The organism is Sulfitobacter noctilucicola (assembly GCF_000622385.1).
GTDB classification, from domain to species: domain Bacteria; phylum Pseudomonadota; class Alphaproteobacteria; order Rhodobacterales; family Rhodobacteraceae; genus Sulfitobacter; species Sulfitobacter noctilucicola.
On sequence record NZ_JASD01000008.1, the window covers coordinates 721,789 to 748,752 of the forward strand.

At 56.5% G+C, this 26,964-nt stretch carries 28 protein-coding genes; 13 read left to right on the forward strand and 15 right to left on the reverse strand.

The genetic code is table 11. The annotated features are described in order from the left end of the window. Positions 1–4: 4 nt before the first annotated feature. Positions 5–1,570, reverse strand: a complete 1,566-nt coding sequence (locus Z946_RS0107315; protein ID WP_025055072.1) for an alkaline phosphatase D family protein — start codon at positions 1,568–1,570, stop codon at positions 5–7. 125 nt (positions 1,571–1,695) lie between these two features. Beyond that, positions 1,696–2,565 carry a branched-chain amino acid aminotransferase gene (locus Z946_RS0107320; protein WP_025055073.1) on the reverse strand — a complete coding sequence of 290 codons (870 nt, stop codon included), beginning with the start codon at positions 2,563–2,565 and terminating at the stop codon, positions 1,696–1,698. Between the two features lie 155 nt (positions 2,566–2,720). On the opposite strand from Z946_RS0107320, the gene Z946_RS0107325 reads away from it, so the two are divergent. The 5 genes from Z946_RS0107325 to dxs all read left to right on the forward strand — a co-directional run bounded on the left by Z946_RS0107325 (position 2,721) and on the right by dxs (position 7,109). Further along, positions 2,721–3,233, forward strand: coding sequence for a MarR family winged helix-turn-helix transcriptional regulator (locus Z946_RS0107325; protein WP_025055074.1), 513 nt, complete (start codon positions 2,721–2,723; stop codon positions 3,231–3,233). A 30-nt stretch (positions 3,234–3,263) separates the two neighbouring features. Further along, complete coding sequence (locus tag Z946_RS0107330; RefSeq protein ID WP_025055075.1) at positions 3,264–3,965, forward strand: response regulator; 702 nt, start codon at positions 3,264–3,266, stop codon at positions 3,963–3,965. A gap of 91 nt (positions 3,966–4,056) precedes the next feature. Next, complete coding sequence (locus Z946_RS0107335) at positions 4,057–4,299, forward strand: exodeoxyribonuclease VII small subunit (protein ID WP_025055076.1); 243 nt, start codon at positions 4,057–4,059, stop codon at positions 4,297–4,299. A 6-nt stretch (positions 4,300–4,305) separates the two neighbouring features. Then, positions 4,306–5,172, forward strand: coding sequence for a polyprenyl synthetase family protein (locus Z946_RS0107340; protein ID WP_025055077.1), 867 nt, complete (start codon positions 4,306–4,308; stop codon positions 5,170–5,172). Between the two features lie 8 nt (positions 5,173–5,180). Beyond that, complete coding sequence (dxs, locus tag Z946_RS0107345) at positions 5,181–7,109, forward strand: 1-deoxy-D-xylulose-5-phosphate synthase (RefSeq protein WP_025055078.1); 1,929 nt, start codon at positions 5,181–5,183, stop codon at positions 7,107–7,109. Position 7,110: 1 nt separating this feature from the next. Here dxs and Z946_RS0107350 read toward each other — a convergent pair whose 3' ends face one another. The 7 genes from Z946_RS0107350 to Z946_RS0107380 form a co-directional block, all read right to left on the reverse strand. Beyond that, a complete protein-coding gene (locus Z946_RS0107350) occupies positions 7,111–7,896 on the reverse strand; it encodes an ion transporter (protein WP_375782146.1) in 786 nt (261 codons plus the stop codon). Between the two features lie 69 nt (positions 7,897–7,965). Further along, positions 7,966–8,553, reverse strand: coding sequence for an exopolysaccharide biosynthesis protein (locus tag Z946_RS0107355; RefSeq protein WP_025055080.1), 588 nt, complete (start codon positions 8,551–8,553; stop codon positions 7,966–7,968). A gap of 10 nt (positions 8,554–8,563) precedes the next feature. Beyond that, positions 8,564–9,421: an SDR family oxidoreductase gene (locus Z946_RS0107360; RefSeq protein ID WP_025055081.1), complete on the reverse strand. Its 858-nt coding sequence runs from the start codon at positions 9,419–9,421 to the stop codon at positions 8,564–8,566. Between the two features lie 42 nt (positions 9,422–9,463). Beyond that, the gene (locus Z946_RS0107365) at positions 9,464–10,714 is read right to left on the reverse strand and encodes a glycosyltransferase family 4 protein (RefSeq protein ID WP_025055082.1); all 1,251 of its coding nucleotides are present in this window, start codon (positions 10,712–10,714) and stop codon (positions 9,464–9,466) included. Positions 10,715–10,781: 67 nt separating this feature from the next. Continuing rightward, positions 10,782–11,744 (reverse strand): sterol desaturase family protein, encoded by a 963-nt coding sequence (locus Z946_RS0107370; protein WP_025055083.1) that lies wholly within the window; start codon positions 11,742–11,744, stop codon positions 10,782–10,784. 11 nt (positions 11,745–11,755) lie between these two features. Continuing rightward, entirely contained in the window at positions 11,756–12,511 is a 756-nt protein-coding gene (locus Z946_RS0107375; protein WP_025055084.1) for a class II aldolase and adducin N-terminal domain-containing protein, read from the reverse strand. Positions 12,512–12,523: 12 nt separating this feature from the next. Further along, positions 12,524–12,943, reverse strand: a complete 420-nt coding sequence (locus Z946_RS0107380) for a VOC family protein (protein ID WP_025055085.1) — start codon at positions 12,941–12,943, stop codon at positions 12,524–12,526. Between the two features lie 49 nt (positions 12,944–12,992). Between Z946_RS0107380 and ade the strand changes: the two genes are divergently transcribed. The 6 genes from ade to Z946_RS0107410 all read left to right on the forward strand — a co-directional run bounded on the left by ade (position 12,993) and on the right by Z946_RS0107410 (position 20,051). Continuing rightward, a complete protein-coding gene (gene ade / locus Z946_RS0107385) occupies positions 12,993–14,789 on the forward strand; it encodes an adenine deaminase (RefSeq protein WP_025055086.1) in 1,797 nt (598 codons plus the stop codon). A gap of 57 nt (positions 14,790–14,846) precedes the next feature. After that, entirely contained in the window at positions 14,847–16,307 is a 1,461-nt protein-coding gene (locus Z946_RS0107390) for an AMP nucleosidase (protein ID WP_037969102.1), read from the forward strand. A gap of 140 nt (positions 16,308–16,447) precedes the next feature. After that, the gene (locus Z946_RS0107395; protein WP_025055088.1) at positions 16,448–16,735 is read left to right on the forward strand and encodes an HU family DNA-binding protein; all 288 of its coding nucleotides are present in this window, start codon (positions 16,448–16,450) and stop codon (positions 16,733–16,735) included. A 155-nt stretch (positions 16,736–16,890) separates the two neighbouring features. Beyond that, complete coding sequence (locus tag Z946_RS0107400) at positions 16,891–18,033, forward strand: histidine kinase dimerization/phosphoacceptor domain -containing protein (RefSeq protein ID WP_025055089.1); 1,143 nt, start codon at positions 16,891–16,893, stop codon at positions 18,031–18,033. A gap of 86 nt (positions 18,034–18,119) precedes the next feature. Beyond that, positions 18,120–18,989, forward strand: a complete 870-nt coding sequence (locus tag Z946_RS0107405; RefSeq protein WP_025055090.1) for a DMT family transporter — start codon at positions 18,120–18,122, stop codon at positions 18,987–18,989. A 12-nt stretch (positions 18,990–19,001) separates the two neighbouring features. Continuing rightward, the gene (locus tag Z946_RS0107410; protein WP_241461310.1) at positions 19,002–20,051 is read left to right on the forward strand and encodes a GlxA family transcriptional regulator; all 1,050 of its coding nucleotides are present in this window, start codon (positions 19,002–19,004) and stop codon (positions 20,049–20,051) included. On the opposite strand, the gene Z946_RS0107415 is transcribed toward Z946_RS0107410, so the two are convergent. Together Z946_RS0107415 and Z946_RS0107420 are read right to left on the reverse strand one after the other, a co-directional pair. Further along, positions 20,048–20,680, reverse strand: coding sequence for a class I SAM-dependent DNA methyltransferase (locus tag Z946_RS0107415; RefSeq protein WP_025055092.1), 633 nt, complete (start codon positions 20,678–20,680; stop codon positions 20,048–20,050). The two genes, Z946_RS0107410 and Z946_RS0107415, sit on opposite strands and share 4 nt — an antisense overlap. Before the next feature lie 39 nt (positions 20,681–20,719). Continuing rightward, positions 20,720–21,238 (reverse strand): glutathione peroxidase, encoded by a 519-nt coding sequence (locus Z946_RS0107420; protein WP_025055093.1) that lies wholly within the window; start codon positions 21,236–21,238, stop codon positions 20,720–20,722. Positions 21,239–21,375: 137 nt separating this feature from the next. Between Z946_RS0107420 and msrB the strand changes: the two genes are divergently transcribed. Both msrB and msrA read left to right on the forward strand, forming a co-directional pair. After that, positions 21,376–21,825, forward strand: coding sequence for a peptide-methionine (R)-S-oxide reductase MsrB (msrB, locus tag Z946_RS0107425; protein WP_025055094.1), 450 nt, complete (start codon positions 21,376–21,378; stop codon positions 21,823–21,825). Beyond that, positions 21,822–22,331, forward strand: a complete 510-nt coding sequence (gene msrA / locus Z946_RS0107430) for a peptide-methionine (S)-S-oxide reductase MsrA (RefSeq protein WP_025055095.1) — start codon at positions 21,822–21,824, stop codon at positions 22,329–22,331. The genes msrB and msrA overlap by 4 nt, the downstream gene beginning before the upstream one ends. A 24-nt stretch (positions 22,332–22,355) precedes the next feature. Here msrA and Z946_RS0107435 read toward each other — a convergent pair whose 3' ends face one another. The 4 genes from Z946_RS0107435 to mtgA form a co-directional block, all read right to left on the reverse strand. Beyond that, entirely contained in the window at positions 22,356–24,359 is a 2,004-nt protein-coding gene (locus tag Z946_RS0107435) for a hydantoinase/oxoprolinase N-terminal domain-containing protein (RefSeq protein WP_025055096.1), read from the reverse strand. 67 nt (positions 24,360–24,426) lie between these two features. Continuing rightward, complete coding sequence (gene queG / locus Z946_RS0107440) at positions 24,427–25,455, reverse strand: tRNA epoxyqueuosine(34) reductase QueG (RefSeq protein ID WP_025055097.1); 1,029 nt, start codon at positions 25,453–25,455, stop codon at positions 24,427–24,429. Positions 25,456–25,464: 9 nt separating this feature from the next. Next, a complete protein-coding gene (gene fzlA / locus Z946_RS0107445; RefSeq protein ID WP_025055098.1) occupies positions 25,465–26,130 on the reverse strand; it encodes an FtsZ-binding protein FzlA in 666 nt (221 codons plus the stop codon). Between the two features lie 58 nt (positions 26,131–26,188). Continuing rightward, positions 26,189–26,929, reverse strand: a complete 741-nt coding sequence (mtgA, locus tag Z946_RS0107450) for a monofunctional biosynthetic peptidoglycan transglycosylase (RefSeq protein WP_025055099.1) — start codon at positions 26,927–26,929, stop codon at positions 26,189–26,191. Positions 26,930–26,964: the final 35 nt, after the last annotated feature.

Consider the following 26,964-nt stretch of genomic DNA (forward strand, 5'->3'; position numbering starts at 1 on the left):
GCCTTTAAATGCTCACGCCTTTGGGGTCCAAAGTCACGGACCACAGCTCTGTATCAGCGCGGTCCATGAGGCGCACTTTCATCTGCTGCGTCGCCGCATCGATATCCACCAGACCAAAGAACTGAAGCCCCTCTGCCGGTGACAGGTTTGACTGGCCGTCTTCCGGTGCCTTCACGTATTTGACTTCAGGGCCGAACGTCGCGTCCATCGCGTTGGGACCAAAGGTGCCCGCATGCAACGGGCCCGACACAAATTCCCAGAACGGTTCAAAATCCTGAAACTGCGCCTTGTCGGGGTTATAGTAGTGGGCAGCGGTGTAATGCACATCCGCAGTAAACCAGACAGTGTTCTCGATTCCTGCGGATTTGATGAAACGCAGCAGGTCCGCCACCTCAAGCTCGCGCCCCTTCGCAGGGCCGTTGTCACCGTTGGCCACGGCTTCGGCGCCTGCCTGCTCTTTCCAGTTATCCCAGACGATCACACCCAAAGGCATGTCACATGCAATCACTTTCCATGTCGCCTTTGATGCGGCCAACTCCCGTTTGAGCCATGCAATCTGCTCTGCTCCCATTACGCGGGACGCATCGGTCATCTCGCCTTCCATCGCCGGACCGTTCGGGCCGCGATAGCTGCGCAGATCCAGAAAGAACACATCCAGCATCGGACCATAGTTGATCTTGCGATAAACACGGTTCGGCTCTGACGGGGTGATCCGCAGCGGTGTCATCTCGTGAAACGCCTTAGCTGCGCGGGCCGCTAGGACGTGAACTGACTTTTCTGTGTACCGGTCGTCGCCCATCAGATCCTTGGAATCAGACCAGTTGTTTACCACCTCGTGGTCATCCCACTGCATGAAGGTAGGCACGTTTGCGTTCAACTCGCGCACATGTTCGTCCAACAGATTGTACTTCCACTGGCCGCGATATTCATCCAGCGTTTCGGCGACCTTGCGCTTTTCATCGGGCAGAACAACGTTACGCCAAATCACCTCGCCGTCTTTTTCGACTTCGTCCTGCATGGCACCATCGGCATAGATCGTATCGCCGGAGTGGATAAAGAAATCAGGCGTATGTTTGGCCATTGTCGCATAGGTGCGCATGCCGTCTTCGTTAATGCCCCAACCCTGACCGGCGGTGTCCCCGGACCACGCAAAACGCACATCGCGGCGGGCATTTGGTGCGGTGCGGAACCGGCCCGTAATTGGCTCTGACGTCACATTGATGTTGCTCAGATCGGCTGCTGTAAACCGGTAAAAGATATCCTGATCGCTGGGCAGAGCGTCTATCAAACGCTTAACCGCAAAGTCGTCAGTTGGCAGCGCATCCATCGGCGGCAACTGGCGGGCATCGGCAAAACTCTCGGTGGTGGACACTTCGACCATCACGCGGGCAGGACGGTCCGTCCGCGTCCAGATCATGCCCGAAGATGTATCAACATCGCCCGATTGGACCCCATGCGTGAAAATAGGCCGCTGGCTTGCGCGGCTGATGGCGGGCATCGCAAGCCCGGCGGCAAAGGCGGTAGACCCCGCAAGAAAGGACCGGCGGTTTGGCTGAATAAAGAGTGGCATATCGGTTTCCCTTGTTTGAACGTAAGTTCAAGGGAAACCGCACCTATGTTACAGGTGTTCTTCGGCCCTGTAACAGTCAGCCTAAATTTTTGTGACAGTCGATTGGCGAACTGTCCCGTATGATCTCAGACCCGCACCAGCTTTTCGTAGCTCTCGGCGATGTCGCGCGTCATAGCGCCCACTTCAAAGCTGTAATCGCCAATCTGGCCAACAGGTGTCACTTCCGCCGCTGTGCCGGTCAGCCAGCATTGCTCGAAACCCTCAAGCTCTTCAGGCATGATGTGACGCTCGTGTACTGTGATGCCTTTTTCCTTGAGCATCCCGATCACCGTCTGACGCGTAATCCCGTTGAGGAAGCAATCAGGGTCCGGTGTATGCACCTCCCCGTCCTTGACGAAGAACACATTCGCCCCTGTCGCTTCGGCAACATAGCCGCGGTAGTCAAACATCATCGCATCGGAACACCCCTTGGCCTCCGCCGCGTGCTTGGACATCGTACAAATCATGTAAAGGCCAGATGCTTTTGCATGGCAGGGGATCGTCTCTGGCGACGGACGCTTCCACTTGGAGATATCAAGCTTGGCCCCCTTCATCTTGGCATCACCGTAGTAGGCACCCCATTCCCATGCAGCGATCGCAAGACGCACGGGGTTCTTGGCCGACGCCACCCCCATGTCTTCGCCCGCGCCGCGCCACGCGATGGCACGCACATAGGCGTCCTGCAAACCGGACGCTGCCAGCACTTCGACTTTGGCCGCTTCAATCTCGTCAATTGTCCACGGAATCTCGAAATCGATCATCGTTGCAGATCGCTTCAACCGCTCTGAATGCTCACGGCTTTTGAAGATCTTGCCGTTATAGGCACGTTCGCCCTCGAACACGGAGGACGCATAGTGAATCGCATGGGTCAGGATGTGCACATTCGCATCGCGCCATTCCACCATTTTGCCATCAACCCAAATCTGGCCGTCCCGATCATCATATGCACCCGCCATGGTCTTCCCCTATCCGTCAGATTTATGAATATTGCGCAAATAGGTCCGTTGTGGACATATCGTGTCGCAAAAGCTGGAATTGCCTAGCCTTTCGTCCTTGGAGTGTCAACAAGGCTGACGTAAACTTGGATCGAAGAAATAAGGACCCGACACTCATGAACGACGGACGCATCCCTTCCGCTGTCAGAGGCGACAGCCTGCTGTTTTTGACCGACGAGCAATTGCGTCAGGGCAGCGAGGCGATGTTTTTTGCGTATCGCGGTTTCACCGCAGATCCGGACCGTATCCTTGCCGACATGGCCTATGGCCGAGCCCATCACCGCGCCATCCACTTTATCGGACGGGCGCCGGGCACGACGGTAAACAACCTTCTGAACATCCTCGGTGTCACGAAACAATCACTCAACCGTGTGTTGCGCACCCTGATTGCCGATGGTCTGGTCTCAAGCACACAAGGCAGGGCCGACAAACGCGAACGCCATCTGCACCTGACAGAAGAGGGACGAACATTGGAGCAAACGCTTTCGGATGCACAACGCGCGCGCCTTCGTGCGGCCTTTCGCGACGCCGGCCCCGAAGCGGTCGCTGGCTTTCGCACGGTGCTTGAGGCAATGATGGATCCAGAGATGCACGCGAGCTACACCCGTTTGAGAGATACGGGAAGCTAGGGGCCAACAACAGGTGAGAGACTCTGACGCATGAATGAAATGGACGCCCACCTGTTAATCGTCGATGACGATGAACGCATCCGTACCTTGTTACAGAAATTTCTGGTGCGGCACGGGTTTCTGGTGACGGCAGCACGCGACGCTGCCCATGCCCGCCGCATTCTGGCAGGACTTGATTTCGATATGATCGTGCTGGACGTAATGATGCCGGGTGAAGATGGTCTGGCCCTGACCGCATCGCTGCGCGAAACCATGCAAACCCCGATCCTGCTGCTGACCGCCAAAGGTGAGACGGACAACCGTATCGAAGGGCTGGAGGCTGGTGCAGACGACTACCTTGCAAAGCCGTTCGAGCCCAAAGAACTGCTACTGCGTATCAACGCTATTCTGCGCCGGATGCCCGACACCAGCGCACAAGACACAGCGCCAAAGGTGCTGTCACTTGGGCCGATCCGCTATGATCTAGAACGAGGTGAGATGTGGCAGGGTGACGATTTGGTGCGCCTGACCGCCACCGAGATGCAGCTGATGAAGATTTTCTCGGCCCAGCCCGGTGCCCCGCTCAGTCGTGCCAAACTGGTGGAGGAACTGGGTCGTGATCGCGGTCAGGCGCAGGAACGCGCCGTCGATGTGCAAATCACCCGTTTGCGGCGCAAGATCGAGGACAACCCGAAACAACCGCGTTACCTCCAAACCGTGCGCGGTGCCGGCTACATGCTCGCACCGGATTAAATTTCCCCCTGCCTATCCCGAAACCGCATCTGGCGAAGCACGGCGTTCCTGTTTAATACGGGGGATGACCGACAAGTTATGAGGCGATGATATGTCCGATCTACCCGTTGACGAAATGAGCTTTGAAACCGCGATGGCGGAACTTGAAAAAGTGCTGGCGCAACTGGAAAGCGGCAATGTCGAACTGGACGCGTCGATCTCGCTTTACGAGCGCGGTGCGGCACTCAAGGCCCGCTGCGAAGCAAAGCTGAAAGAAGCCGAAGAAAAAGTCGCGGCGATTACGCTTGACGGCGACGGCAACCCAACCGGCCTAAAACCTGTCGAAGGTCTGTAATCCTCTATGCTGCGCGACCGTATGCATGAGGCGGCCGGATTGATCGGCAGCCACCTTGACCAGGTACTGGGCAACCTCCCGGATGTCCCTGTCGTGCACGCGATGGCCCATGCAACGCGCGGCGGCAAACGCCTGCGCGGTTTTCTTGTTATCGAAACTGCGCGCCTGCACGGCATCGCGCCCGAAGCTGCTCTGTGGCCAGCAACAGCCATTGAATGTCTGCATGCATATTCCCTCGTCCATGACGACCTGCCCTGCATGGATGACGACGATCTGCGCCGGGGCGAGCCAACCGTTCATATCAAATGGGATGACGCGACTGCGGTCCTCACCGGTGATGCGCTTCAGTCTCTCGCCTTTGAGCTGGTAACAGCAGACTGCGTGGGGCCGGATGACGTTCGCGCCACGCTCGCCCGTACGCTCGCCATTGCCTCCGGTGCACAAGGCATGGTGTTGGGACAGGCCCTTGATATTGCGGCGGAAACAGCGACCACGCCCCTGACGCTTGAACAGATCACCAAACTACAACAAGGCAAAACCGGTGCGCTGATCGCTTGGTCCGCAATGGCAGGTCCGCGCATGGCCGGTGCAGATACCGCACCACTTGCTGCTTATGCTACCGCTCTGGGTCTCGCCTTTCAAATCGCCGATGATATCCTTGATATTGAAGGGGACGCCGCAACTGTCGGCAAGGCGACCGGTAAAGACACCGATGCGGGCAAAGCCACTTTTGTGTCATTGCTCGGCCTTGATGGGGCCAAACGCCGCGCCGATGAACTGGTGCAAACCGCCTGCGATGCACTAAGTATATATGGCAGCGACGCTGATACCTTGCGCGACACCGCGAAATTTGTTGTCGCACGCAAAAGCTAAGGGACACCATGACTGATCGACCCACAACGCCTTTGCTGGACCGCGTGCAGCGCCCTGCCGATCTCAAGCAGTTCTCTGACGCCGAACTCACGCGCCTTGCGCAGGAATTGCGTACTGAAACCATCTCGGCGGTCTCGGTTACGGGCGGACATCTGGGTGCCGGTCTGGGCGTGGTTGAGTTGACGGTCGCACTGCATGCCGTTTTCGACACACCACGTGACAAGTTGATCTGGGATGTCGGCCACCAGTGCTATCCACACAAGATCCTGACCGAACGCCGCGATCGCATCCGCACCTTGCGGCAAAAGGACGGGCTGTCCGGTTTCACCAAACGCTCAGAATCTCCCTACGATCCATTTGGTGCTGCGCATTCTTCTACTTCGATTTCTGCCGCTCTGGGCTTTGCAGTCGCCCGCGATCTGGGCGGGAACATTCCCGAGGGCCTCGGCGATGCGATTGCCGTGATCGGTGACGGTTCCATGTCCGCCGGCATGGCTTATGAGGCGATGAACAACGCGGGCCATCTGGGCAAGCGCATGATCGTGATCCTGAACGACAACGAAATGTCGATCGCGCCGCCCGTGGGCGCCATGTCATCCTACCTCAGCCGTCTTTATGCAGAAGAGCCTTTTCAGGAGCTCAAAGCCGCTGCCAAAGGTGCGGTTAGCCTGCTGCCCGGTCCATTCCGCGAGGGGGCAAAGCGCGCCAAGGATATGCTTAAAGGCATGGCTGTAGGTGGAACATTGTTCGAGCAACTTGGCTTTTCCTACCTTGGTCCGATTGACGGCCATGATATGGATCAACTACTGCCTGTGCTGCGCACCGTCAAACACCGCGCCACAGGTCCGATCCTGATCCATGTGCTGACCAAAAAGGGCAAAGGCTACGGCCCCGCCGAAAAAGCACGCGACAAGGGGCATGGCGTTTCCAAATTCAACGTCGTGACCGGTGAGCAGAAGAAAGCGCCCTCTAACGCGCCCAGCTACACCTCCGTTTTCGCAAATGCCCTGCTTGAGGAAGCAGCCGAAGACAATAAGGTATGCGCCGTAACCGCCGCAATGCCGGACGGCACAGGCCTCAACCTTTTCGCCGAGCGCTATCCTTCCCGCTGCTTTGACGTAGGCATTGCCGAACAGCACGGCGTGACATTTTGTGCGGCGCTAGCCGCAGGTGGCATGAAACCCTTTTGCACGATGTATTCTACGTTCCTGCAACGCGGATACGATCAGGTCGTGCATGACGTAGCGATCCAGCGTTTGCCTGTGCGTTTCGCCATCGACCGCGCCGGCCTGGTCGGCGCTGACGGTGCGACACATGCTGGTGCCTTCGATATCGCTTACCTCGCCAACTTGCCGGACTTTGTCGTCATGGCCGCCGCTGATGAGGCGGAGCTAAAGCACATGGTTGCCACCGCGACCGCCTATAATGACGGCCCCATCGCCTTCCGCTTTCCGCGCGGCGAAGGAAACGGTGTGGACCTGCCGGAACGTGGTCAGCCCTTGGAAATCGGCAAGGGTCGGATCATCCACAAGGGCAATCGCGTTGCGATCCTTTCCTTCGGCACGCGGCTTGCAGAAGTTGAAAAAGCAGCTGAAAGCCTGCGGTCCAAAGGCATAGCCCCTACCGTTGCTGACGCACGTTTTGCCAAACCGCTGGACCGCGATTTGATCCTGTCTTTGGCGGCAGATCACGATGCACTTATCACCGTAGAAGAAGGTGCGGTGGGTGGATTTGGCTCCCACGTTGCGCAGCTATTGGCGAATGAGGGTGTGTTCGACGAGGGGCTTAAATACCGCTCCATGGTCTTTCCTGACACATTCATCGACCATGCTTCCCCCGCCGACATGTACGCGGTGGCCGGTATGAACGCTGAACAGATAGAGGCCAAAGTACTCGACACGCTCGGCATCGCACAGATCGGCGTCCAGCGGGCCTAGCCTACTGTCGCCCCTGCCGCTCGATCAACGCATCAAGCCGTTCTTCTATCGCCTTCAAGCGTGCTGACATGTCGTCGCGATATGCATCGGTCTCTGCGTTGCTTTCTTCCGAGTGCGCATCCTGCATCGAGTTGACGATCAGACCAACCAGAAGGTTCACCACCGCAAATGTCGTCACCATGATGAACGGGATAAAGAACGACCACGCGTAAGGGTATGCCTTCATCACAGGTCGCACGATCCCCATGGACCAGCTTTCCAGCGTCATGATCTGGAACAGTGAATACCCCGACCTGCCCAGCGTGCCGAACCATTCCGGAAAAGCCGCACCAAAAAGCTTGGTCGCGATCACCGCGCCAATGTAAAAAATCAGCGCCATCAACGTGAAGACAGAGGCCATGCCGGGCAAGGCAGTAATAAACCCCTCGACCACGCGGCGCAGACGCGGCGCGGTCGACACCAGTCGCAGTACTCGTAAAATCCGCAACGCCCGCAGGGCGGACAGCCCTTGCGTTGCAGGAACCAGTGATATCGCGACGATCACGAAGTCAAAAACATTCCACCCATCCGAGAAGAACCGGAACCGGTACGCGAAGAGCTTTAGCAACAATTCGATGACAAAGATGGCCAGACACAATTCGTCCAGCATGCCAATCACAGGCCCGGTAAACGCAACCACTTGCTCCGATGTCTCGAGACCCAGCAAAGCCGCGTTGAATATGATGATCCCTAAGATGAAATTGCCGAAAGCAGGGCTTTCCAGAAAGGTCTGCAAGGTCTTACGCACAAGGATTGTTCCGACTAATGGCTTTGAACCTCTTTATGCGGTGACTACCCGCGCAGAACAAGCGCCCGCTTAGGTAAGGACCAGAACTGTGGTAACAACCGTGATGCAAACGACCACATACCCCCCAAGGACATAGATGCCATCACGGGTGAAAAGGCCAAAAGCAAATAGTGATACAGTGCCCGCACCAAGCGATGAGACAAACGGCAGAACCTCAAGAAACGGCCAGCCGAGCGGGATGATTACGCAAGTGAGCAGCGTCACCCAACGCATAGGGCCGACTGTCAGAAAAGTAAGCCTTTCGCGGTGGTGACGGTCCAGAAAATCGCAGGGCCTGCGCATCCAGCTTGTCGCCTTCCGCACACGGTCACTGTCTATTTCCAATCGCATCAACCATGCGGGGAGCCAAGGCTTGTCCTGACCGAACAACGCCTGTGCCGACAGCAGAACAATAATAATGGCCGCCACCGTAGGCGTGCCCGGAATGCCAGAGATCGGCGACACCAATAGCAGTGCAACCAACAGAATGAAGGGCGTGATGGCGCGATTGCCGAATTCGCTCAGAATATCGGAAATCTTGACGCGATCTTTTTGTGCGGCGTGATCAACGCCGTCCAATAGATAGTTCAACGTCTGATCCGTCGAAGTACTTTGCATTTTAGTCGCCTCAGTCAGCAGAATCCGCCAACATCGCTGCCAATCCGCTGCGATAATCCGGATACTTTGGTTGCCACCCCAACGCGTCCTTAATCCGATCGTTCCGTACCTTCTTGCTTTCGGCGTAAAAGCTACGTGCCATTGGCGTCATTTCCGCCGTCTCGAAATCAATTGCCTCGGGCATGGGAAGGCCCAGCAGGTCTGCTGCGTGACCAATCACATCCTGCGGCGGAGCGGGGTCATCATCACACAGGTTATAGATCGCACCCGGATCAGGCCGTGCCAGTGACAGCTCAAGCGCTTGGGCGATGTCCTCGACGTGAATACGGCTGAACACCTGCCCTTTCTTGATGATCCTTCGCGCTGTGCCTTTGCGTACTTTCGCAAACGGGCCGCGCCCCGGTCCGTAAATCCCCGCGAGCCGGAAGATATGCAAAGGCAGATCGGGGATCGCACGCCATGCCGCTTCGGCCTCAACCCGCGCCTGCCCGCGCTTGGTGGCAGGGGTAAGGGCTGTGTCTTCGTCTACCCAATCGCCGCCATGATCGCCGTAAACACCCGTCGTCGAAAGATAGCCCGCCCAGCGCAGTTTTGGGGCGATCTTCGCAATTTCATCATGCATGGCGTTGAGAACGGGATCTCCGTCCGCCCCGGGACCAGCCGAGATCAAAAGGTAAGGTGCCTCGCGGAGAAGCGGCGACACATCGGTCCCGGGCCACTGCACGGGTTCAACACCTGTCGCTGCTATTTCGTCAAGCTTGTCTGCACTGCGGGTCGTGCCAATGATGCGCCATCCCTGCGGGACAAGCCGTTCTGCCAGCGCCCGCGCACTGAACCCATGTCCGAACGAAAAGAAAGTTTTATCCATCCACCAAAAATGCGCCACAGAGCGGTGCACCACAAGGGCCAATCACCCCATGGTGATACGCTTTTCGGCAGGCACCAATGCGTTGATCTGCGCAATATGCTCGGGCAGGCATTTGGTCAGAAAATCATATTCACGCACCACATGGTCGCGGGCTGCCGGGCCTAAATGCGCATGCTTTTCAGGATTGCCGAGAACGTCGATAACCTGTTTCGCGATGGCATCTGTATCAAAGAAATCGACCAGCAGACCGGTCTCTCCGTGTGTGATCGCCTCTCGCACAGGGGCCACATCGGATGCGACGACGGTGGCACCCATTGCCATCGATTCAAGCAAGGACCACGACAGAACAAATGGCATTGTCAGGTAAAGGTGGCAGCGGCTGATCTGGATCAGCCTTTGATAATCCGCGTATGGAACGCGCCCCAGGAAATGCAGCCTGTCCCAATCCAGCTGATCGCCGACTTCTGCCTCCATCTCGCCGCGTAACCCTTTGGGGTTTTCGCTTTTCCCGCCATAGGACACTTCGTTTCCGCCGACGATCAGTACCCTGACATTCGGGCGCTCTTTCATGATCTGCGGCAAGGCCCGCATGAAGGTATGAAACCCCCGCGCACGTTCAAGATTTCGCGCGACGTAGGTCAGCACCTCATCCCCCGCCTTGACCGGATGATCCAGACGGCCCAGTTGCACCTCCGCTGTCGGATCCGGCCTGAGCTTGTCAGTACGGATGCCGTCATGACAGACATACATCCGGTCATGAAAACTTGGTGGAAAACGGTCGCGCTGCCAATAGGTCGGGGTGTGGCCTTGATCGACAACTTCGATATTTGCAAGAGGCACGGCATTGCGCGCCGCCATCAGAAAGGGCGCATGCTCCGACACCGGCTCCTCAGGATCAAAGGAAACCAGCCCGCCTTCCATATTATAGTAATATTCGAAAAAACCGATAATCGGGACGTCCGGCCAGACCTGCTTGAAGAATGTAAGCTCTCCCCAACCGACGTGCCCGACAACGATGTCAGGGACAAAGCCGTCCTCCGCTTCGATCTGGCGCGCGGCCATAGCAGCCCCAAAACCGGCCCCTGCCGCTTCCTCCCAGACTTTGGACAGTCCGTATGCGTCCTTGGCCGGTTTCTTGTGGGCCTGGTAGATGCGCGTCTCGACGCCTTTGAGGATTGGCGCGTCCCTTTTCTGGGTAAGGAAAAAGATGCGGTGCTGTCCCTGTGCGGCCAGCCACTGAACCAACTCACGATACTGACCCGGCATGTTCTGATGTACAAAAAGAATGTTCATGGTGCCCGATCTACTGCATTCCGCCTCAACACCGACTTAACCAAAGCCAAAGCTTCGGCGCAACGCATCACACCCGTTTTCGCGCCGCCAGCCTTTGCTTCATCCGCGCCTTCCCTTCTGGCGTTCCATCGTGAAATGACCCGAACAGCTTGTCCCACGGTACATCCAGATTGCCGTAGTTAACCTCAAAATAGCGATGGTGGATCTGATGATGAAACATGCCGAGATGAACACGCTTGGCATTGCGAAACCACAACCCTTCGAAACCGGTATGCGTCGTAACGGCAAGGACAGCGTAGAACATCAGATGAAAGATCAGGTGCACCGGATGCGTGGGCAGCACCAAATGAATCACAACGGTGCCGAAGTAGAAAAGATGTTCGACCGGATGCATCGACAGACCGGACCAAGGACCGACATCCGTGTTGCGGTGATGCAGCGCGTGAAACCGGTAGAGGGCATTGGTATGCAAAAGCCGGTGTATCCAATAGAAATAAAAACTTTCCCACACTGGAATGAGAAAGATGAATGCGACGAACCAAACAGGCGTTGCTGAGAAAGTCGTTGAGGGCGCGTATCCATTGGCAAGCATCCACCAGAACAATGCCTCGAACGCCGACCATATCGTGACGCCACTGGCCAGCGTCCAGAGCATATTGTCGAGAACTTGATGATCGAAGGTGAACATCCGTCCCTTGCGGGGATAGGGGCGCGGATCGTACTTTTTGTCTGTCCCCTGTACCGCATATTTATGAAACCAAAGGTGCAATCCTCCGGCAATCACAGAGATCAGTATGAAGTTGCGCACAAAGATGAGTGCGGGCCAGCCAAATGCCCAATTCTGCGCCTGCTCCAGCGTCGGAGAGAACAACAGGTAGCTGATCCAAGCCACCACTAGTATCGCCATATTGATCGTCAGAAAGAACCAGCCATCAGCATACCACTTTAATGCGGCAAGCGGTTTGGGTGGCCATTGCCAAAGCGGAGAGACTGCAATGGGAAGCTCCGGCGTGTGGTTCCACTCAGCCATGGCTTTTCTCTCTACTGCGCATAATCCGACCCCTCCTCATTAAGGATCGCTTTCAGCTCTGCCAGATGCCGCGCATCCTGCTCGGGATATTCCTCCAGCTCACGCGCCGTCTTTTCTGCGATATCGTCGGGGATACGCCGCAGTGGCAAACCGGTTTGCAGCGCTTTGATGTACGTCTCTGCCGCGCGTTCGAAATAATAGAGCCGGTTGAATGTATCTGCGACAGTGTCGCCAATCACCATGACCCCGTGCGACCCCATAACCATTACTTTCTGCTTTGGATCGGTCAGCAGCGCCGCACACCGCGCACCTTCATCCTCAAAAGCCAGCCCGCCGTAGTCTTCGTCAATCACGATACGATTGAAGAACGTACAGGCATTTTGATCAATCGGAGGCAGCCGGCTGTCCTGCAAACAAGCCAGTACAGTCGCGTAGATCGAGTGCACATGCATAACGCAGCGCGCATGAGGGCAAGCCTTGTGCACACCGCCGTGCAGGCCCCATGCCGTTGGATCGGGCGCATTCGGCCCTTCGTAAGTTTCAGAATCGTCCGCATCAATCAGTAGCATGTCGGATGCTTTGATGCGCGAAAAATGCATCTGGTTCGGGTTCATAAGGAACTGTGTCCCGCCCTCGTTCACTGCCAGAGAAAAATGATTGGCCACACTTTCGTGCATGTCCAACCGCGCGGTCCATCGAAAGGCTGCCGCGAGATCGACCCGTTCCTGCCAATGCTCCATATTTGGTTTCATCTGCGTGACACTCATCTGGAATTTCCTCTATTTGGCTCGGCTGGGCACCCAAGCATAGCCGTTTTCACAAAGAATATAGGCCTCGCGAAGGCCATGTGGCTTATCCGTAGGCGGTTGGAGAATGGTTGCACCTGCCTGTTCGGCCCGCTCGCACGCCTCTTCGGGGTCGGTATCATAAAGCCTGATTTCGATCCCTCCGCCACGTGGCGGGTTCTCCGGCAGCAATGATAGCAATGGGTTCGCATGATACGTCCCGTCGCTGTGCACCTGAAAGACCTGATCGACATATGTGACGATGGCAAAATCCGCCGTTGGCTGGAAAACCTGCATGTCGAAAACGGTCTGAAGGAATGATACTTGCGCCGCAACATCGCGGACCAGCAGGTTCAGGCCCATCCCGCGCAAGGATGCACCGAAATCTTCCGCGCCAATGCTGTTGTAGTCCATTCCGTCCACTCCCGCTTGAACCTGCCTGAACCCTGTGTCACCTTTGGCCATGACGCAAGAAACTTTCCCCGCATGGGCCGATATCGCCTCCGATCTGGTCAATACCGCCGCAGGGCGCAGCCCCGCTGATACCATCATCACCGGTGGCATCTGGGTCAATGTCCACACCCGCGAAGTACTGCCAGACCACGATATTGCTATCACCAAGGGCCGCATTGCCTTTGTCGGGCCGGATGCAGGCCATTGCCGCGGTCCCGAAACGCAGATTATCGAAGCCAAAGGCAGGTACATGGTCCCCGGCCTTTGCGATGGCCATATGCATATCGAAAGCGGCATGCTGACCCCTGCGGAATTCGCCCGCGCCGTGATGCCGCACGGCACGACCAGCATGTTTACCGATCCTCACGAGATCGCGAATGTCCTTGGCCTGAATGGTGTGCGCATGATGCATGATGAGGCTCTGATGCAGCCCATCAACATCTTCACCCAGATGCCCTCCTGCGCCCCTTCTGCCCCCGGCATGGAGACGACGGGTTTCGAGATCAGCGCCGAGGATGTGGCAGAAGCCATGGAGTGGCCCGGCATCATCGGTCTGGGCGAAATGATGAACTTTCCCGGGGTCTCTAACGCCGATCCGCAAATGCTGGCCGAAATCGCGGCCACCCAGCGGGCAGGCAAAACAGTCGGCGGCCACTATGCCTCTCCCGATTTGGGGCCTGCCTTTGCCGCTTATGTGGCAGGTGGTCCTGCGGACGATCACGAAGGGACCTGTGAAGCGGATGCTATCATGCGGATGCGGCAGGGGATGCGGTCAATGATCCGGCTAGGTTCGGCTTGGTACGATATTGAGACGCAAATCACCGCAATCACGGAGAAAGGTCTCGATCCGCGCAACATGATCCTTTGCACCGACGATTGCCACTCTGGTACATTGGTCAATGACGGGCATATGAACCGTGTTGTGCGCCATGCCATTGATTGTGGTTGTGATCCGCTGATCGCGCTGCAAATGGCGACAATAAATACCGCCACGCATTTCGGACTTGAGCGTGATATTGGCTCTATCACGCCAGGGCGCAGGGCTGACATTATCCTGACGTCTGATCTAAAAACGCTCCCGATAGAGACTGTTATCGCCCGTGGTAGGATTGTAGCGGAAGATGGCCAATGCCTCGTTGATTGTCCGCATTATGCCTGGCCCGATGCTGCCCGCCAGACTGTGAATATGGCGCGCGACCTGACTGGGAACGACTTTACAGTCGAGGCACCGCGCGGGGCCAACGCCGTCACTGCCAATGTTATCGGCGTGGTGGAAAATCAGGCCCCCACCCGCGCGCTGCAATTCGAGCTACCGGTCACCGACGGACGGGTGCAGGCCACCGGCGAAGTCGCACAAATCGCACTTGTTGAGCGTCACCGCGCCACGGGTACAGTGGTCAACGCTTTCGTTTCGGGCTTCGGCTACACTGGCACCATGGCCATGGCCTCAACCGTGGCCCATGACAGCCATCATATGATCGTTGTCGGCACCGACCGCGACCAGATGGCGTTGGCCGCAAATCATCTGCGCAAAGCGGGTGGTGGCATCACAATTTTCAAAGACGGGGTCGAGCTTGCCTCGGTTGAACTGCCGATTGCAGGTCTTATGTCCGATAGCCCCGCGCAAGAAGTGGCGGCAAAAACGGAAGAGATGATGCAGGCCATGCGCGATTGCGGCTGCAAGCTTAATAACGCCTATATGCAGCATTCATTGCTGGCGCTTGTTGTCATACCCGAACTACGCATCTCTGATCTGGGATTGGTCGATGTGCGCAGCTTTGAATTTATTGATGTGATTGCATCGTAACAATTGAACGATTGAATATCCGAACGGGCAGGACCGCCCCAAAAAGAAAGAACGACAATGAAAATACTCACACCAGACACCGCGCATCCACAGGAATTTACCGATGCCACCGCGGCCGTGGACTGCCTTACCGAGCTCTATCTGAAGGCCACATCCTTTCTGCGCGACCAATTCGCGAAAGTGTTAGAGCAGCCGGTGACCGACGTGCGCATCCGCGCGTTTTATCCAGAGGTCCGGTTTATGACCTCAAGCTACGCCCAAGTCGACAGCCGCTTGAGTTTCGGACATGTGTCCTCCCCCGGAAAGTTCGCAGCGACCATTACCCGGCCGGACCTGTTCAGGCACTATCTTATCCAGCAGATCGGTCTACTGATCGAAAATCACGGCCAGCCGGTCACGATCGGTCTATCCGCCACCCCGATCCCCGTACATTTTGCCGTGACGGGCGAAAACGCAGTGAACATTCCACAGGACGGTGCAGCAGATTTTACACTGCGCGATATTTTCGACGTGCCGGACCTGTCCACCACCAACGACGATATTGTGAACGGCACCTATCAACCGGTTGACGATCTGCGTCCGCTTGCCCCGTTCACCGCACAGCGCGTGGATTATTCGCTGGCCCGTCTGGCGCACTACACCGCCACGGACCCCGAACATTTCCAATGTCACGTGATGTTCACCAACTACCAGTTCTACGTCACCGAGTTTGAGGAATACGCCCGCAGTCAACTGAACGACCCCGACAGCGGTTACACTTCATTTGTTTCGACCGGAAATGTAGAGATCACCGATGGTGACACGCCTATCCCCGAAACGATGAAGACGCCGCAAATGCCGACCTATCACCTTAAGCGCGAGGACGGGTCGGGCATAACGCTGGTCAATATCGGGGTTGGTCCATCCAACGCAAAAACCGCAACCGATCACATCGCCGTGCTGCGCCCGCATGCGTGGATTATGGTGGGTCACTGTGCCGGCCTGCGCAACACACAAGCGCTTGGTGATTTCGTTCTCGCTCATGCCTACTTGCGCGAAGATCACGTACTGGACGATGACCTGCCTGTCTGGATCCCCATCCCCGCGCTCGCGGAAATCCAGATCGCGTTGGAACAATCCGTGGCGCAGGTCACGCAGCTTGAAGGATACGAGCTGAAGCGCATTATGCGTACCGGTACCGTCGCCACGATTGATAACCGGAACTGGGAGTTGCGCGACCAGTCCGGACCGGTTCAGCGGCTGTCGCAATCCCGCGCCATTGCGCTCGACATGGAAAGCGCCACAATTGCCGCGAACGGCTATCGCTTCCGCGTGCCTTACGGCACACTTTTATGTGTCTCGGACAAGCCCCTACATGGTGAGTTGAAGCTGCCTGGCATGGCGTCGGACTTCTACAAAACGCAGGTTTCCCGCCATTTGATGATCGGAATTCGCGCAATGGAGCTCTTGCGCAGCACGCCGCTCGAGCGCATTCATAGCCGAAAATTGCGCTCGTTTGACGAGACCGCCTTCCTGTGACCTTATCATAACGGGAAAAAACCACAAAAAACGCCTGTTTTCACTGAAAATCAGCGCAATATCCGTTGTGCTACCCTACAACATGCCGTTACTTTCCCCGCAGGAGGCCCAACATCGGGCGGTCTAAGGAGAAAAGAAAAATGGCAAAACCAATGACAAAGACTCAGCTCGTCGCCGCACTGGCAGAAGAGATGGGCTCTGACAAGAAATCCGCAAGCGCAGCGCTCGAAGCCGTTTGTGATCTGATCACCAAAGAAGTGTCCGGCGGTGGTGCCGTTACACTGCCCGGCGTTGGCAAAATTTACTGCCGTGAGCGTCCTGAGCGTATGGTTCGCAACCCTGCAACGGGTGAGCAATTCAAGAAAGAAGCGGATAAGGTTGTGAAAATGACCATCGCCAAAGCGCTGAAAGATAGCGTGAACGGCTAATCCTTCGGGGATTGCAGAGATTCAAAGGGTCGCCCACGGGCGGCCCTTTTCTATTGTGGATATAAAAAGGGTGATTTTGTGGACTCTCTCAACTAGCCGTTCTATATCTTGATGAGGGACGCATCGTAGACCATTCTTTTTAAAAGGACGCCAACATGCGTGCTGATATCCATCCTATGAATCAAGAGCGTCTTCAGACCCTCAGGGACTTTGGCGTACTAGACACGGACCATGAATCTGATCTCGACGAGATTGTTCAGCTCGCCTCCGAAATTTGCGAAATGCCGATGTCTCTGATCTCACTGGTTGATGAGGATCGTCAGTGGTTCAAGGCCAAGGTGGGCATGCAGGATGATGCGACACCGATCGATCAAGCGATCTGTGCGCATGCGATCCTGAAAGACGAGATACTAGAAATCAATGATACGCTGATTGATCCGCGTACCGCAGACAACCCTCTTTGCACGGGTGACGACCCCATCCGTTTTTATGCTGGGGCACCGCTGGTCGCTTCTAACGGCATGCCCATTGGCACTCTGTGTGTGCTTGACGACAAGCCGCGCGAATTGACCGACCTTCAGCGGAAAACACTTTCCGTTCTGTCGCGTCAGGTGATGAAACAGCTTGATCTGCGGATCGCCCTTCGCAACCAGGAAATCTTGCAGTCAGAGGCGGATCACCGCGTCAAGAATTCGTTGCAATCGATGTCTGCCATTGTTCGTGTCTATACGCGCACCATCTCTGACGACGCTGCAGTCGAAGCACTGGGGGCGATCCAGCGGCGAATTGATGCCATCGCGGCGCTCCACCTAGAGCTGCAAAGCACGGATGGACGCAACGCCATCGATACCGGCGCATATCTGGATCGCGTGGTAGCGCTCCTTCAGGATACAGCACCCGAAAACATCACCGTCAGCGCAAAGATCGCACCAATTGTTATGCGGTCCGACCATGCTGCAAACCTTGCAATGATCATCGGCGAATTTGTTGCCAATTCGATCAAGCATGCTTTCCCTGACGGACGAAAGGGAGAGATTTGCGTAAGCCTCTTGGTCACAGATTTGGGGCAATACCGCCTAGAGTGCCGCGATAACGGGATCGGAAACCGGGGAAGTGAACCATCGCCGACACGAACAACCGGTATCGGCCTCAGCCTCGTCTCTGCCGCGGCTTCAAACCTTGGTGGTACGACGAACACCGATATGACACCCGACGGTAGTCAGTTGATCGTAGATTTCGGTGATGCTCCAGTGGAACAAACAGCCGATTTGCCACAACGGCAGGCCGAAGAAGGCTAACCTACAGAGTAATTTTGGTTTGCGGGTTAATCCGCTTGCCGTTCCCGCCATGTTCGGAAACTCTGCCCGCGAGCAGGGAGAGATTCATGGATATTCGCGCAATTCTGTTGGGCTTGGTCTTTGCGATTATGTGGTCCTCTGCCTTTACATCAGCGCGGATCATCGTCGCTGACATGTCGCCGCTTTTTGCTTTGTCTTGCCGCTATCTGATTTCCGGTTTGCTGGGTGTCGGTATCGCGCTCGCGCTGGGTCAGTCCATGCGGCTGACACCGGCGCAGTGGCGGGCGACTATCATCTTCGGCATCCTCCAAAACGCTGTTTATCTGGGTCTGAACTTCGTCGCCATGCAGACGGTAGAAGCGTCGCTTGCGGCCATTATCGCCTCTACCATGCCCCTTCTTGTCGGATTTGCAGCCTGGGTCGTGCTGGGCGAAAAACTTAAACCGCTTGGCGTGATCGGGCTGATTGCAGGCGTTATTGGCGTTTCCATCATCATGGGCGCGCGCCTGGGCGGCGGCGTGGATATGATGGGTGTCGCGCTCTGCGTCGTGGGGGTTATTGCTCTGACAGCAGCTACGCTATTGGTGCGTGGTGCCACGTCTGGCGGTAATTTTCTGATGATCGTTGGGCTGCAAATGCTGGTGGGTTGTGTCGCATTGGCCCTTGCGACACTTGCCTTCGAAACACCGCGCATCAACCCGTCCTGGCCACTTTTCTTTGCCTTTACATACACTTGTCTTATTCCCGGATTGGCTGCGACGATCATCTGGTTCTGGCTCGTCAACCGGATCGGTGCAACGCGCGCTGCGACCTTCCACTTCCTCAACCCGTTCTTCGGCGTCGCAATCGCTTCGCTTTTGTTGTCTGAGACGTTGGGATCGCGCGATATTCTTGGCGTCACAATCATCACAATCGGCATTCTTGCCGTACAAATTTCCCGCCAAAAGAACGCCTGATCCCGACATGTGATGCCGCAGAACGGCGGCCCGACGCATCTATCCTGTGATTTGCTGCAAAGCATGACGGAACCTGATGCACCGCCCAAGTCCTATGCATTCTTGCTGTTGCCCGGCTTCTCTACGCTTGGGTTTTCATGCGCGCTCGACTGTCTGTCATTGGCCAATCACCACGGTTCCAAGCGCAAGTTCTACGACTGGCGGCTGATATCCGAAGATGGTGAACCAGTCATGGCGTACAACCGCGTCCGCGTCGCAGTCGATACTGCGCTCACGGATCTGCGGCGCGATGAAACGCTTATCGTCTGTGCGGGTGAAAATGCCGGACGGAGCAGCACCAAAGCCGTGTTGAACTGGCTGCGCCGCGAGACCCGCAAAGGCATGGACTATGGCGCGCTGTCCTCTGGCACCTATGTGCTTGCTTTGGCAGGACTTATCGGCGGCAAGCGTGTGACGACACATTGGGAATACAAGACCGCCCTCGCGGAAATGCTGCCGGATGTCATTATGGAGGACACCCTGTTTTCAATCGACGGAAGGGTGTTCACCTCCGCCGGTGGGGCGGCGTCGATGGATCTGATGTTGACGCGTGTGCGGGATGATTACGGGCCGGAGATTGCCAACTGGGTGGCCGACCAGATGGTGTATGCGGTGCCGCGCTCTCATGCGCAGGGCCAGCGCATGTCACTTCAATCCCGTCCTGATGTACGCAATCCTAAATTGCTGCTCGCGATCCAGATCATGGAAAACAATCTGGAGGATCCACTGCGGCCGGACGAGATATCAGACATTGTCCGGCTGTCCACGCGCCAGTTGGAACGCTTGTTTGCCCGATACCTGTCCACCTCACCGAAGCGGTACTATCTACATCTGCGTCTTGAAAAAGCCCGCAATCTGTTACGGCAGACTGATCTTAGTGTCACCGATGTCTGCGTAGCATGTGGCTTTCACTCATTGTCGCACTTCTCCAAAAGCTATCGCAACGCTTACGGCAACCCGCCTGGAATGGAAGCGTCTGACGGAAAGGTTCTTTGGTCAGGCACCACCGCGACGCACCGTTAAACGGGCCGCTTACGAAAGACCGCGATATGCGCCTTGTCATTTTGATGTTCCGGCGGTCCGGATGGCCCGTAAATATCCAAGATGCGAAAATCCAGCTGTGCGATTTCAGACTCTATTGCAGCGAATTTTGCCTCAAATCCGTGTGCGCTAAAGTGTTCGGAATTGATCGACAACACGAATACAGCACCCGGCTTTGCGATCCTGAGCAGTGTATCAATGGCTTCAGGCCCGACATGCCCATGGGTGAATGTACCTGCGCTGACCACAGCACCGTAAATCTCATCAGGAATGTCGACAGGTTTTGTCAAATCCGCTTCGATATAGGCTCTATACAGGCCCTTTTTGGCTGATTGGGCCAACATCTCTGGCGAAATGTCGAGCGCATCAATCTCAAGCGCATCCCGATCCGGAATATTCTGCGCTACCAACCCTGTGCCGGCACCAACATCCAGAACCGGCCCGCTTCCACGCATCACATCGGCAAGTACAAAGGCTACGATCTGCGGGAGCCGGTAATCTGCTTCATCAGCAAATGAGCTATCGTAGCTGTCCGCCCAATTCGCATACAGCGCACGATTATCGTCTGGGGTCTTCAGCGCATAGGCCGCATCAAGGTCCGGGTCGTCCATTAAATCGCTCCTCTCGGAACGCAGCCTATTGTGGCTTTCTCAGTTCAACAACGGCTCAATCGCATTGATGATCTGTCGGGACATTGGACGCGCGTTTGATCCCCATGTCGCTACCACCTCCCCGTCCGGCCCCATGAGTATTTTATTGAAATTCCACTTCGGTACGAACCCTGTCTCGGCTTTGACCGCTTTATAAAAAACATGCGCACTTGAGCCCCGTACCCGCGTAATGTCAGCCATGGGCAAATCCAGCCCAAAAGAAATCTCGCAGAACTCTTTCACTTCTGCGCCGCTCTCCAGTTCCTGATTGAAGTCATCAGACGGCACTGCAAGGACGACCAGTCCGCGGTCTTTGTACGTGTCATACAAACTTTGCAGGCCCTCATACTGGCCCGTGTAGCCACATTGTGATGCAGTGTTCACAATCAGAACCGGTTGCCCGGCCCAATCGGCCAGGTTCAGGGTGCCGCCATCAATATTTTCGAAAACCATATCGCGCGGCGCAGCAAATGACGCTGCTGCAAGCACACTCAAAAACACACCGAGAACCCATCGCATATCTGATCCCAATCCTGTCTAACGTTCAGTCAATTCACGCATTTCCGCACTGCGAAGTTGCAACCGAGGCAAATCCCTTTCATTTTCGAAATAGCACCCCATTTAATAAGGCAACCGCACGCGCCAAGGAGGACATCATGTCAAAATACGAAAAACGCGCCGAAGTTGTGGCGACCCTGTCGCCCGAAGAATTCTACGTCACGCAGGAAAGCGGGACAGAGCGCCCCGGAACGGGCAAACTGTTGAACAACAAGGAGCCGGGTATATACGTCGATATCGTTTCTGGCGAGCCGCTGTTCGCCTCCGCTGACAAATACGAAAGCGGTTGTGGCTGGCCCAGCTTTACCAAACCGATTGAACCCGCCCACGTGGCAGAGATCGAAGACCGCACGTTGGGCATGGTGCGCACCGAAGTTCGCAGCACCCACGGCGACAGCCACCTTGGTCACGTCTTTCCCGACGGCCCGCAGGATCGTGGCGGTCTGCGCTACTGCATCAACTCAGCCTCGCTCCGTTTCATCCACCGCGATGATATGGAGGCCGAAGGCTATGGCGACTACGTAAATCAAGTGGAGGACGCAGCATGACGACGGAACGCGCAGTACTGGCAGGGGGATGTTTCTGGGGTATGCAGGATTTGATCCGCCGTCGACCCGGCGTCATTTCCACACGCGTAGGCTACAGCGGTGGGGATGTCCCCAATGCGACCTACCGCAACCATGGCACCCACGCCGAAGCGATCGAGGTGATCTTTGATCCGTCCAAGACATCTTATCGTGAACAGCTTGAGTTCTTCTTTCAGATACATGACCCGACAACGCTGAACCGTCAGGGTAATGATCGCGGGATGAGCTACCGCTCGGCGATCTATTACGAGAACGAAGATCAAAAAGCTGTGGCGCTTGATACGATTGCAGATGTCGAAGCCTCCGGCATCTGGCCCGGCAAGGTTGTCACAGAAGTCGAACCCGTAAGCGATTTCTGGGAGGCGGAGCCGGAGCATCAGGACTACCTAGAGCGTATTCCGAACGGGTATACCTGCCACTTCCCGCGCGCGGACTGGGTTCTGCCCAAACGCGCAGCGGCAGAATAAATTGTAGGGCGGGGTTTGCCCGCCTTACACCGCCACCCTTGGGCGGCCTGATGCCTCAACGGTAATCTCTGCCTCGATGAAGACCTCGCGTGCTTCGACGCCCGCAGTCCGAATGTCGCGTTGAACTGTGACATGGACGTCTTCCGCCCCCGCAGCGACAGCTTGTGATGTCGCCTGCTCCCTCAAGACAGATTCTAGCAAACGAAGGGCGCTCTCCCTGTCCCCGAAATCTTGCGGCCCTTCGACCAGATGCACCCGAAATTTGCCCTCGCTTGGTGAGGTGACTGTCCCACTGTGCCGCATTGTAACACGTCCGACCACCGCTCCGATGGCATTTGCGACACCCGCATGTTCGGGAAGGATCATCTCGCATCCCAAACGCTCTCCGACAGCCGGATAGTAGCAAGGCGCAGACGCACCGAGGCCCACCACAGGGACGTTCAAACCAGTCTCTAATTTGACCAATCCTTGCCGTCCCGACATGCCGCGCTGCATCAGTACATGCCGCGCCAAAGTCTCTGGCTCGGCATCGAGCGGTACCTCCTCTTCTGCGAAAGCAGTCTCTAACAAGGCTAAAACGGTCTGATGGGTCAATCGGTCAACGATCATCTCCGCCACATCTTCTTCCGTGTTTGAAAGCACCGTACCGGATCCTGTCCGCCGTCGGCCGAAAAGCTGCAATGCCTTGCGGGCAGCACCGCTGTCCCACTCCATGACGTTACCCAACACGTGACTTGCATCCGATGGCGTCACCGCTGCGATCTGCACCAATCCGCGCTCCACCAGCCGCTTCATCGACCCTTGCTCGATCCGTGCTTTCAGGATGTCTCCTAACGGATGAACGGCATCGCCGATCCTCCCAAGCAGATCAGCTTCGCGCGGCCCGATGCCTTCATGGCTTACCCCCATTACAGCGCGCACAAACCGGCCGTCATGCTCACCAGGTGTCACCGCACGCAATTGAGCATCTAATGCGTCATGCACGATTTCAGGCGCTTCAACCGCAACCAGCGACACCGGCAGCACTCGCTTTGGCCCCAGTGTGACCCCGCCCTGCAAACCTTCAGAAATGAAGTGTACCTCGCTATCTCCGCCCAGCCCCGTGGTGCGCATCGCGACGGCCTCAACCATCGTGCGATACAGCCCGACCCGCGCCCCTGCCGGATCAATCATTGGCTTGCCATCCTTAAGCAGCGCCACATCGGTCGTTGTGCCACCGATGTCACTAACCAACGCAAGATCAGCGCCGGTCATCCAACGTGCGCCTACAATCGACGCGGCAGGACCGCTCAGGATTGTCTCGATCGGTCGCTCCCGCGCCTGAGCGGAAGAGATAAGCGCACCGTCGCCGCGCACCACCATCAACGGGGCGCTGATGCCTAGATCTATCAACGTATCTTCGGCCCGACCGATCAACCTGTCGATCATACCAATCAAACGCGCGTTCAGCACCGCTGTCATTGCACGCTTGGGACCGTTCAATTTGGCCGACAATTGATGAGATGCGGAAACCGGCCGGCCAGTAATCTCTCCGACCAAAGACGCCGCCCGCAATTCGTGCGCCGGATTGCGCGTCGCGAACTGGCTCGCAACAGCAAAGCCGCTCACATCATTCCGATGTGTCTCTAAAAAAGCAATAAGAGCGCTTTCGTCGAGTGGCTTTGCTTCACCGCCTGCATGATTATGCCCGCCTTCCAATACGATGAAAGGGTCACCCTTCAGTGCGTCCGCCAGTCCTTGGGTCTGCAAATCCTTTTCTTGAAATCCGATATAGATCAGAGCGACGCGCCCTCCTTGCCCCTCAACCAAGGCATTGGTGGCAAGCGTGGTCGACAGCGACGCAAGTGAGATGTCAGCCGCATCAACGCCCGCTTCTGTTAGAACAGCAGACACCGCAGCGCCAATACCGATAGCAAGGTCTTGGCGTGTCGTCAGAGACTTGGCAGAAGCGACAACCATCTCTTCGTCACGGATAATCACCGCGTCGGTATAGGTGCCGCCGGTATCTACGCCCAAAAGCAAAGCCATCGAGGTTCTCCTCTTCTCGTTTCAAACTGGTGTACGTGCTTCTCGCCGACAGTCCAGATCAAAGGGATCAACCTTGATCAAGTTGCGCCACGGCCCAGCGCGCAGCATCGGCCACCGCCACATCAGGGTCATCAGTCAGTGCTTGGGCGTGGGGTATCAAATCAGACAGGCCGGAATTGCCGATTGCGTAAAGTACGTTTCTCACAAATCTGTCGCGCCCGATCCTTTTGATGGGCGAGCCGGAAAACCGTGTGCGAAAGTTGGCGTCATCCAACCCCACCAATTCTTTGAGCGGCGCTGGAGCCCCGGCGGTGCCATGATACCTCATGTCGCTCGCCTCAACCGCGAACTTGTTCCACGGGCAGGTCGCCAGACAGTCGTCACATCCGTAGATCCGGTTGCCTAGCTTTGCGCGCAGCTCCAGATCAACAGGGCCTTTATGCTCGATCGTCAGATAGGAAATGCAGCGCCTCGCATCCAATTGGTAGGGTGCAGGAAACGCATCGGTTGGACATATATCCTGACAAGCAGTGCAAGACCCGCAATGATCTCTCTCTGGCGCATCATGCTCCAACGCGAGCGTTGTGAAAACAGAGCCTAAAAAGGCCCAATTGCCCCAATCGCGGCTCAAAACATTGGTATGCTTGCCTTGCCAGCCCAAGCCCGCTGCTTGCGCCAAAGCTTTCTCTGGCACGGGGGCAGTGTCGACGAAAACCTTCACCTCACATGGTTCCTGTTCAATCAACCAACGCGCCAGTCGTTTGAGCCGCTTCTTGACGATGTCATGATAATCCCGACCCTGCGCATAAACGGACACCGCCGCATTCTCGCGCTGGTGCAGAACATCCAAAGGGTCATGATCCGGCGCATATGACTCCGCCAGCATAATAACAGAGCGTGCTTCAGGCCACAGCGCTGCAGGGTTGCCGCGCCACTCCATGCGGTCGGCCATCCAGGACATCTGACCATGATATCCAGCCTCCACAAAAGCCGACAGTCGCTCGGGCACTTCGGGCACGTCCGACGGGCGGCAGATACGGCAGGCCACAAACCCTTCTTTCAGGGCTTGGGCGACAAGACGTGATTTCAGGTCCATGCCACCGGTTCAGAAATCCAGATCGTTGTAATGCTTGGGAGGCGGGAAGCCCGGCACCTGATCGGCCAACAAGGCACGGAAAGCTGGCCGCGACTTGATCTTGGCATACCAATCCTTCACCACTTCGGACCGGTTCCAATCCACGTCAGAGATATAATCAAGCGACGACAAATGCGCCGCTGCTGCGAAATCAGCCAAGGTCATTTTGTCCCCTGCAAGCCAACGGCGGTGATCCAAAAGCCATGTCAGGTAATCCAGATGGTACTTGATTGCCTTGGCACCCGCTTTGACATTCTTGCTGTCAGGATAGCCTTGTTTCATGACCTTTTTATTCACCCGCTCATACAGCAGTTTGGAGGTCACCTCGGCGTGGAATTTGTCATCGAACCAACTTACCAACCGGCGCACTTCTAGCCGTTCCACAGGATCGGAGGGTAGCAGCGATGGTTCGGGACGCGTCTCTTCGATATATTCGCAGATCGCCGCGCTTTCGGTCATCATGATGCCGTCCAAGCGCAGAACCGGCACCTTACCCGCTGGATTGCGACGCATGAAATCGGGGTCTTGCTCCCAATATCGCTCCTCTACCAGCTCCACCTCGATCTTTTTCTCGGCAAGACTCAGCCGCACCTTTCGGCAAAACGGGGACAGGGGAACATGAAACAAACGCGCCATGGGCACAAACCTTGCAGATTGGAACTGCTCAACTCAATGCCCGCTAACGGGCGGTAATTCAACTCTCGAAACAAGCGGCGCGGCCATCCGCGCGAATGGTTGCCGCTCCATCGCGGATTTGTCGCGCCCGCTTGCGGACAAAATTGCTTGGATTGCGGGCGGACCGTTTCTTGGGCGATGGCAGGACAGCCGCAAGGCGGGCCGCTTGCGTATCCGTCAAGTCACGCGCATTGACCCCGAAATAATGGACAGCGGCCGCTTCGACGCCAAACACACCTTCATCGAATTCGGCGATGTTCAGGTAGACCTCGATGATCCGCCGCTTTGACCAAACCGCTTCGACCAGAGGTGTCAGCATTGCCTCGGCCGCCTTGCGTACCCAAGCGCGCCCCTGCCAGAGATAAACGTTCTTGACCGTCTGCTGGCTGATCGTCGATGCCCCGCGGGAGGACCCTTCGGCGATTGCCAATTTGATGGCAGGCAGGTCGAACCCCCAATGATCGCAAAAATTTGCATCTTCGGCCGCCACAGCAGATCGCGCCATTGCTGGGGCAACCTGTTCCAGAGGGACCCAGGTTTGCTCAACCCCTCCAAGCCTGCGCCCTTCCGAGAACATATAGACGTTGGTCGGTGGATTCATGACTGCACCCAGCACCACCAGCGCCACCGCAAGAAGAAAAACAACGGCAACAGATCGCCAGATCCACCACCGCAGTTTGAGCAACAGACTCACACCGGGCAAGCGCCGCCGCTGTGGTGTCTTGCCTTTGGTTTTTGTCTTTTTCGCTGCCCGAGCCATGGCACAGCTATAAGGATGCGTGGCCCGTTTGTGAA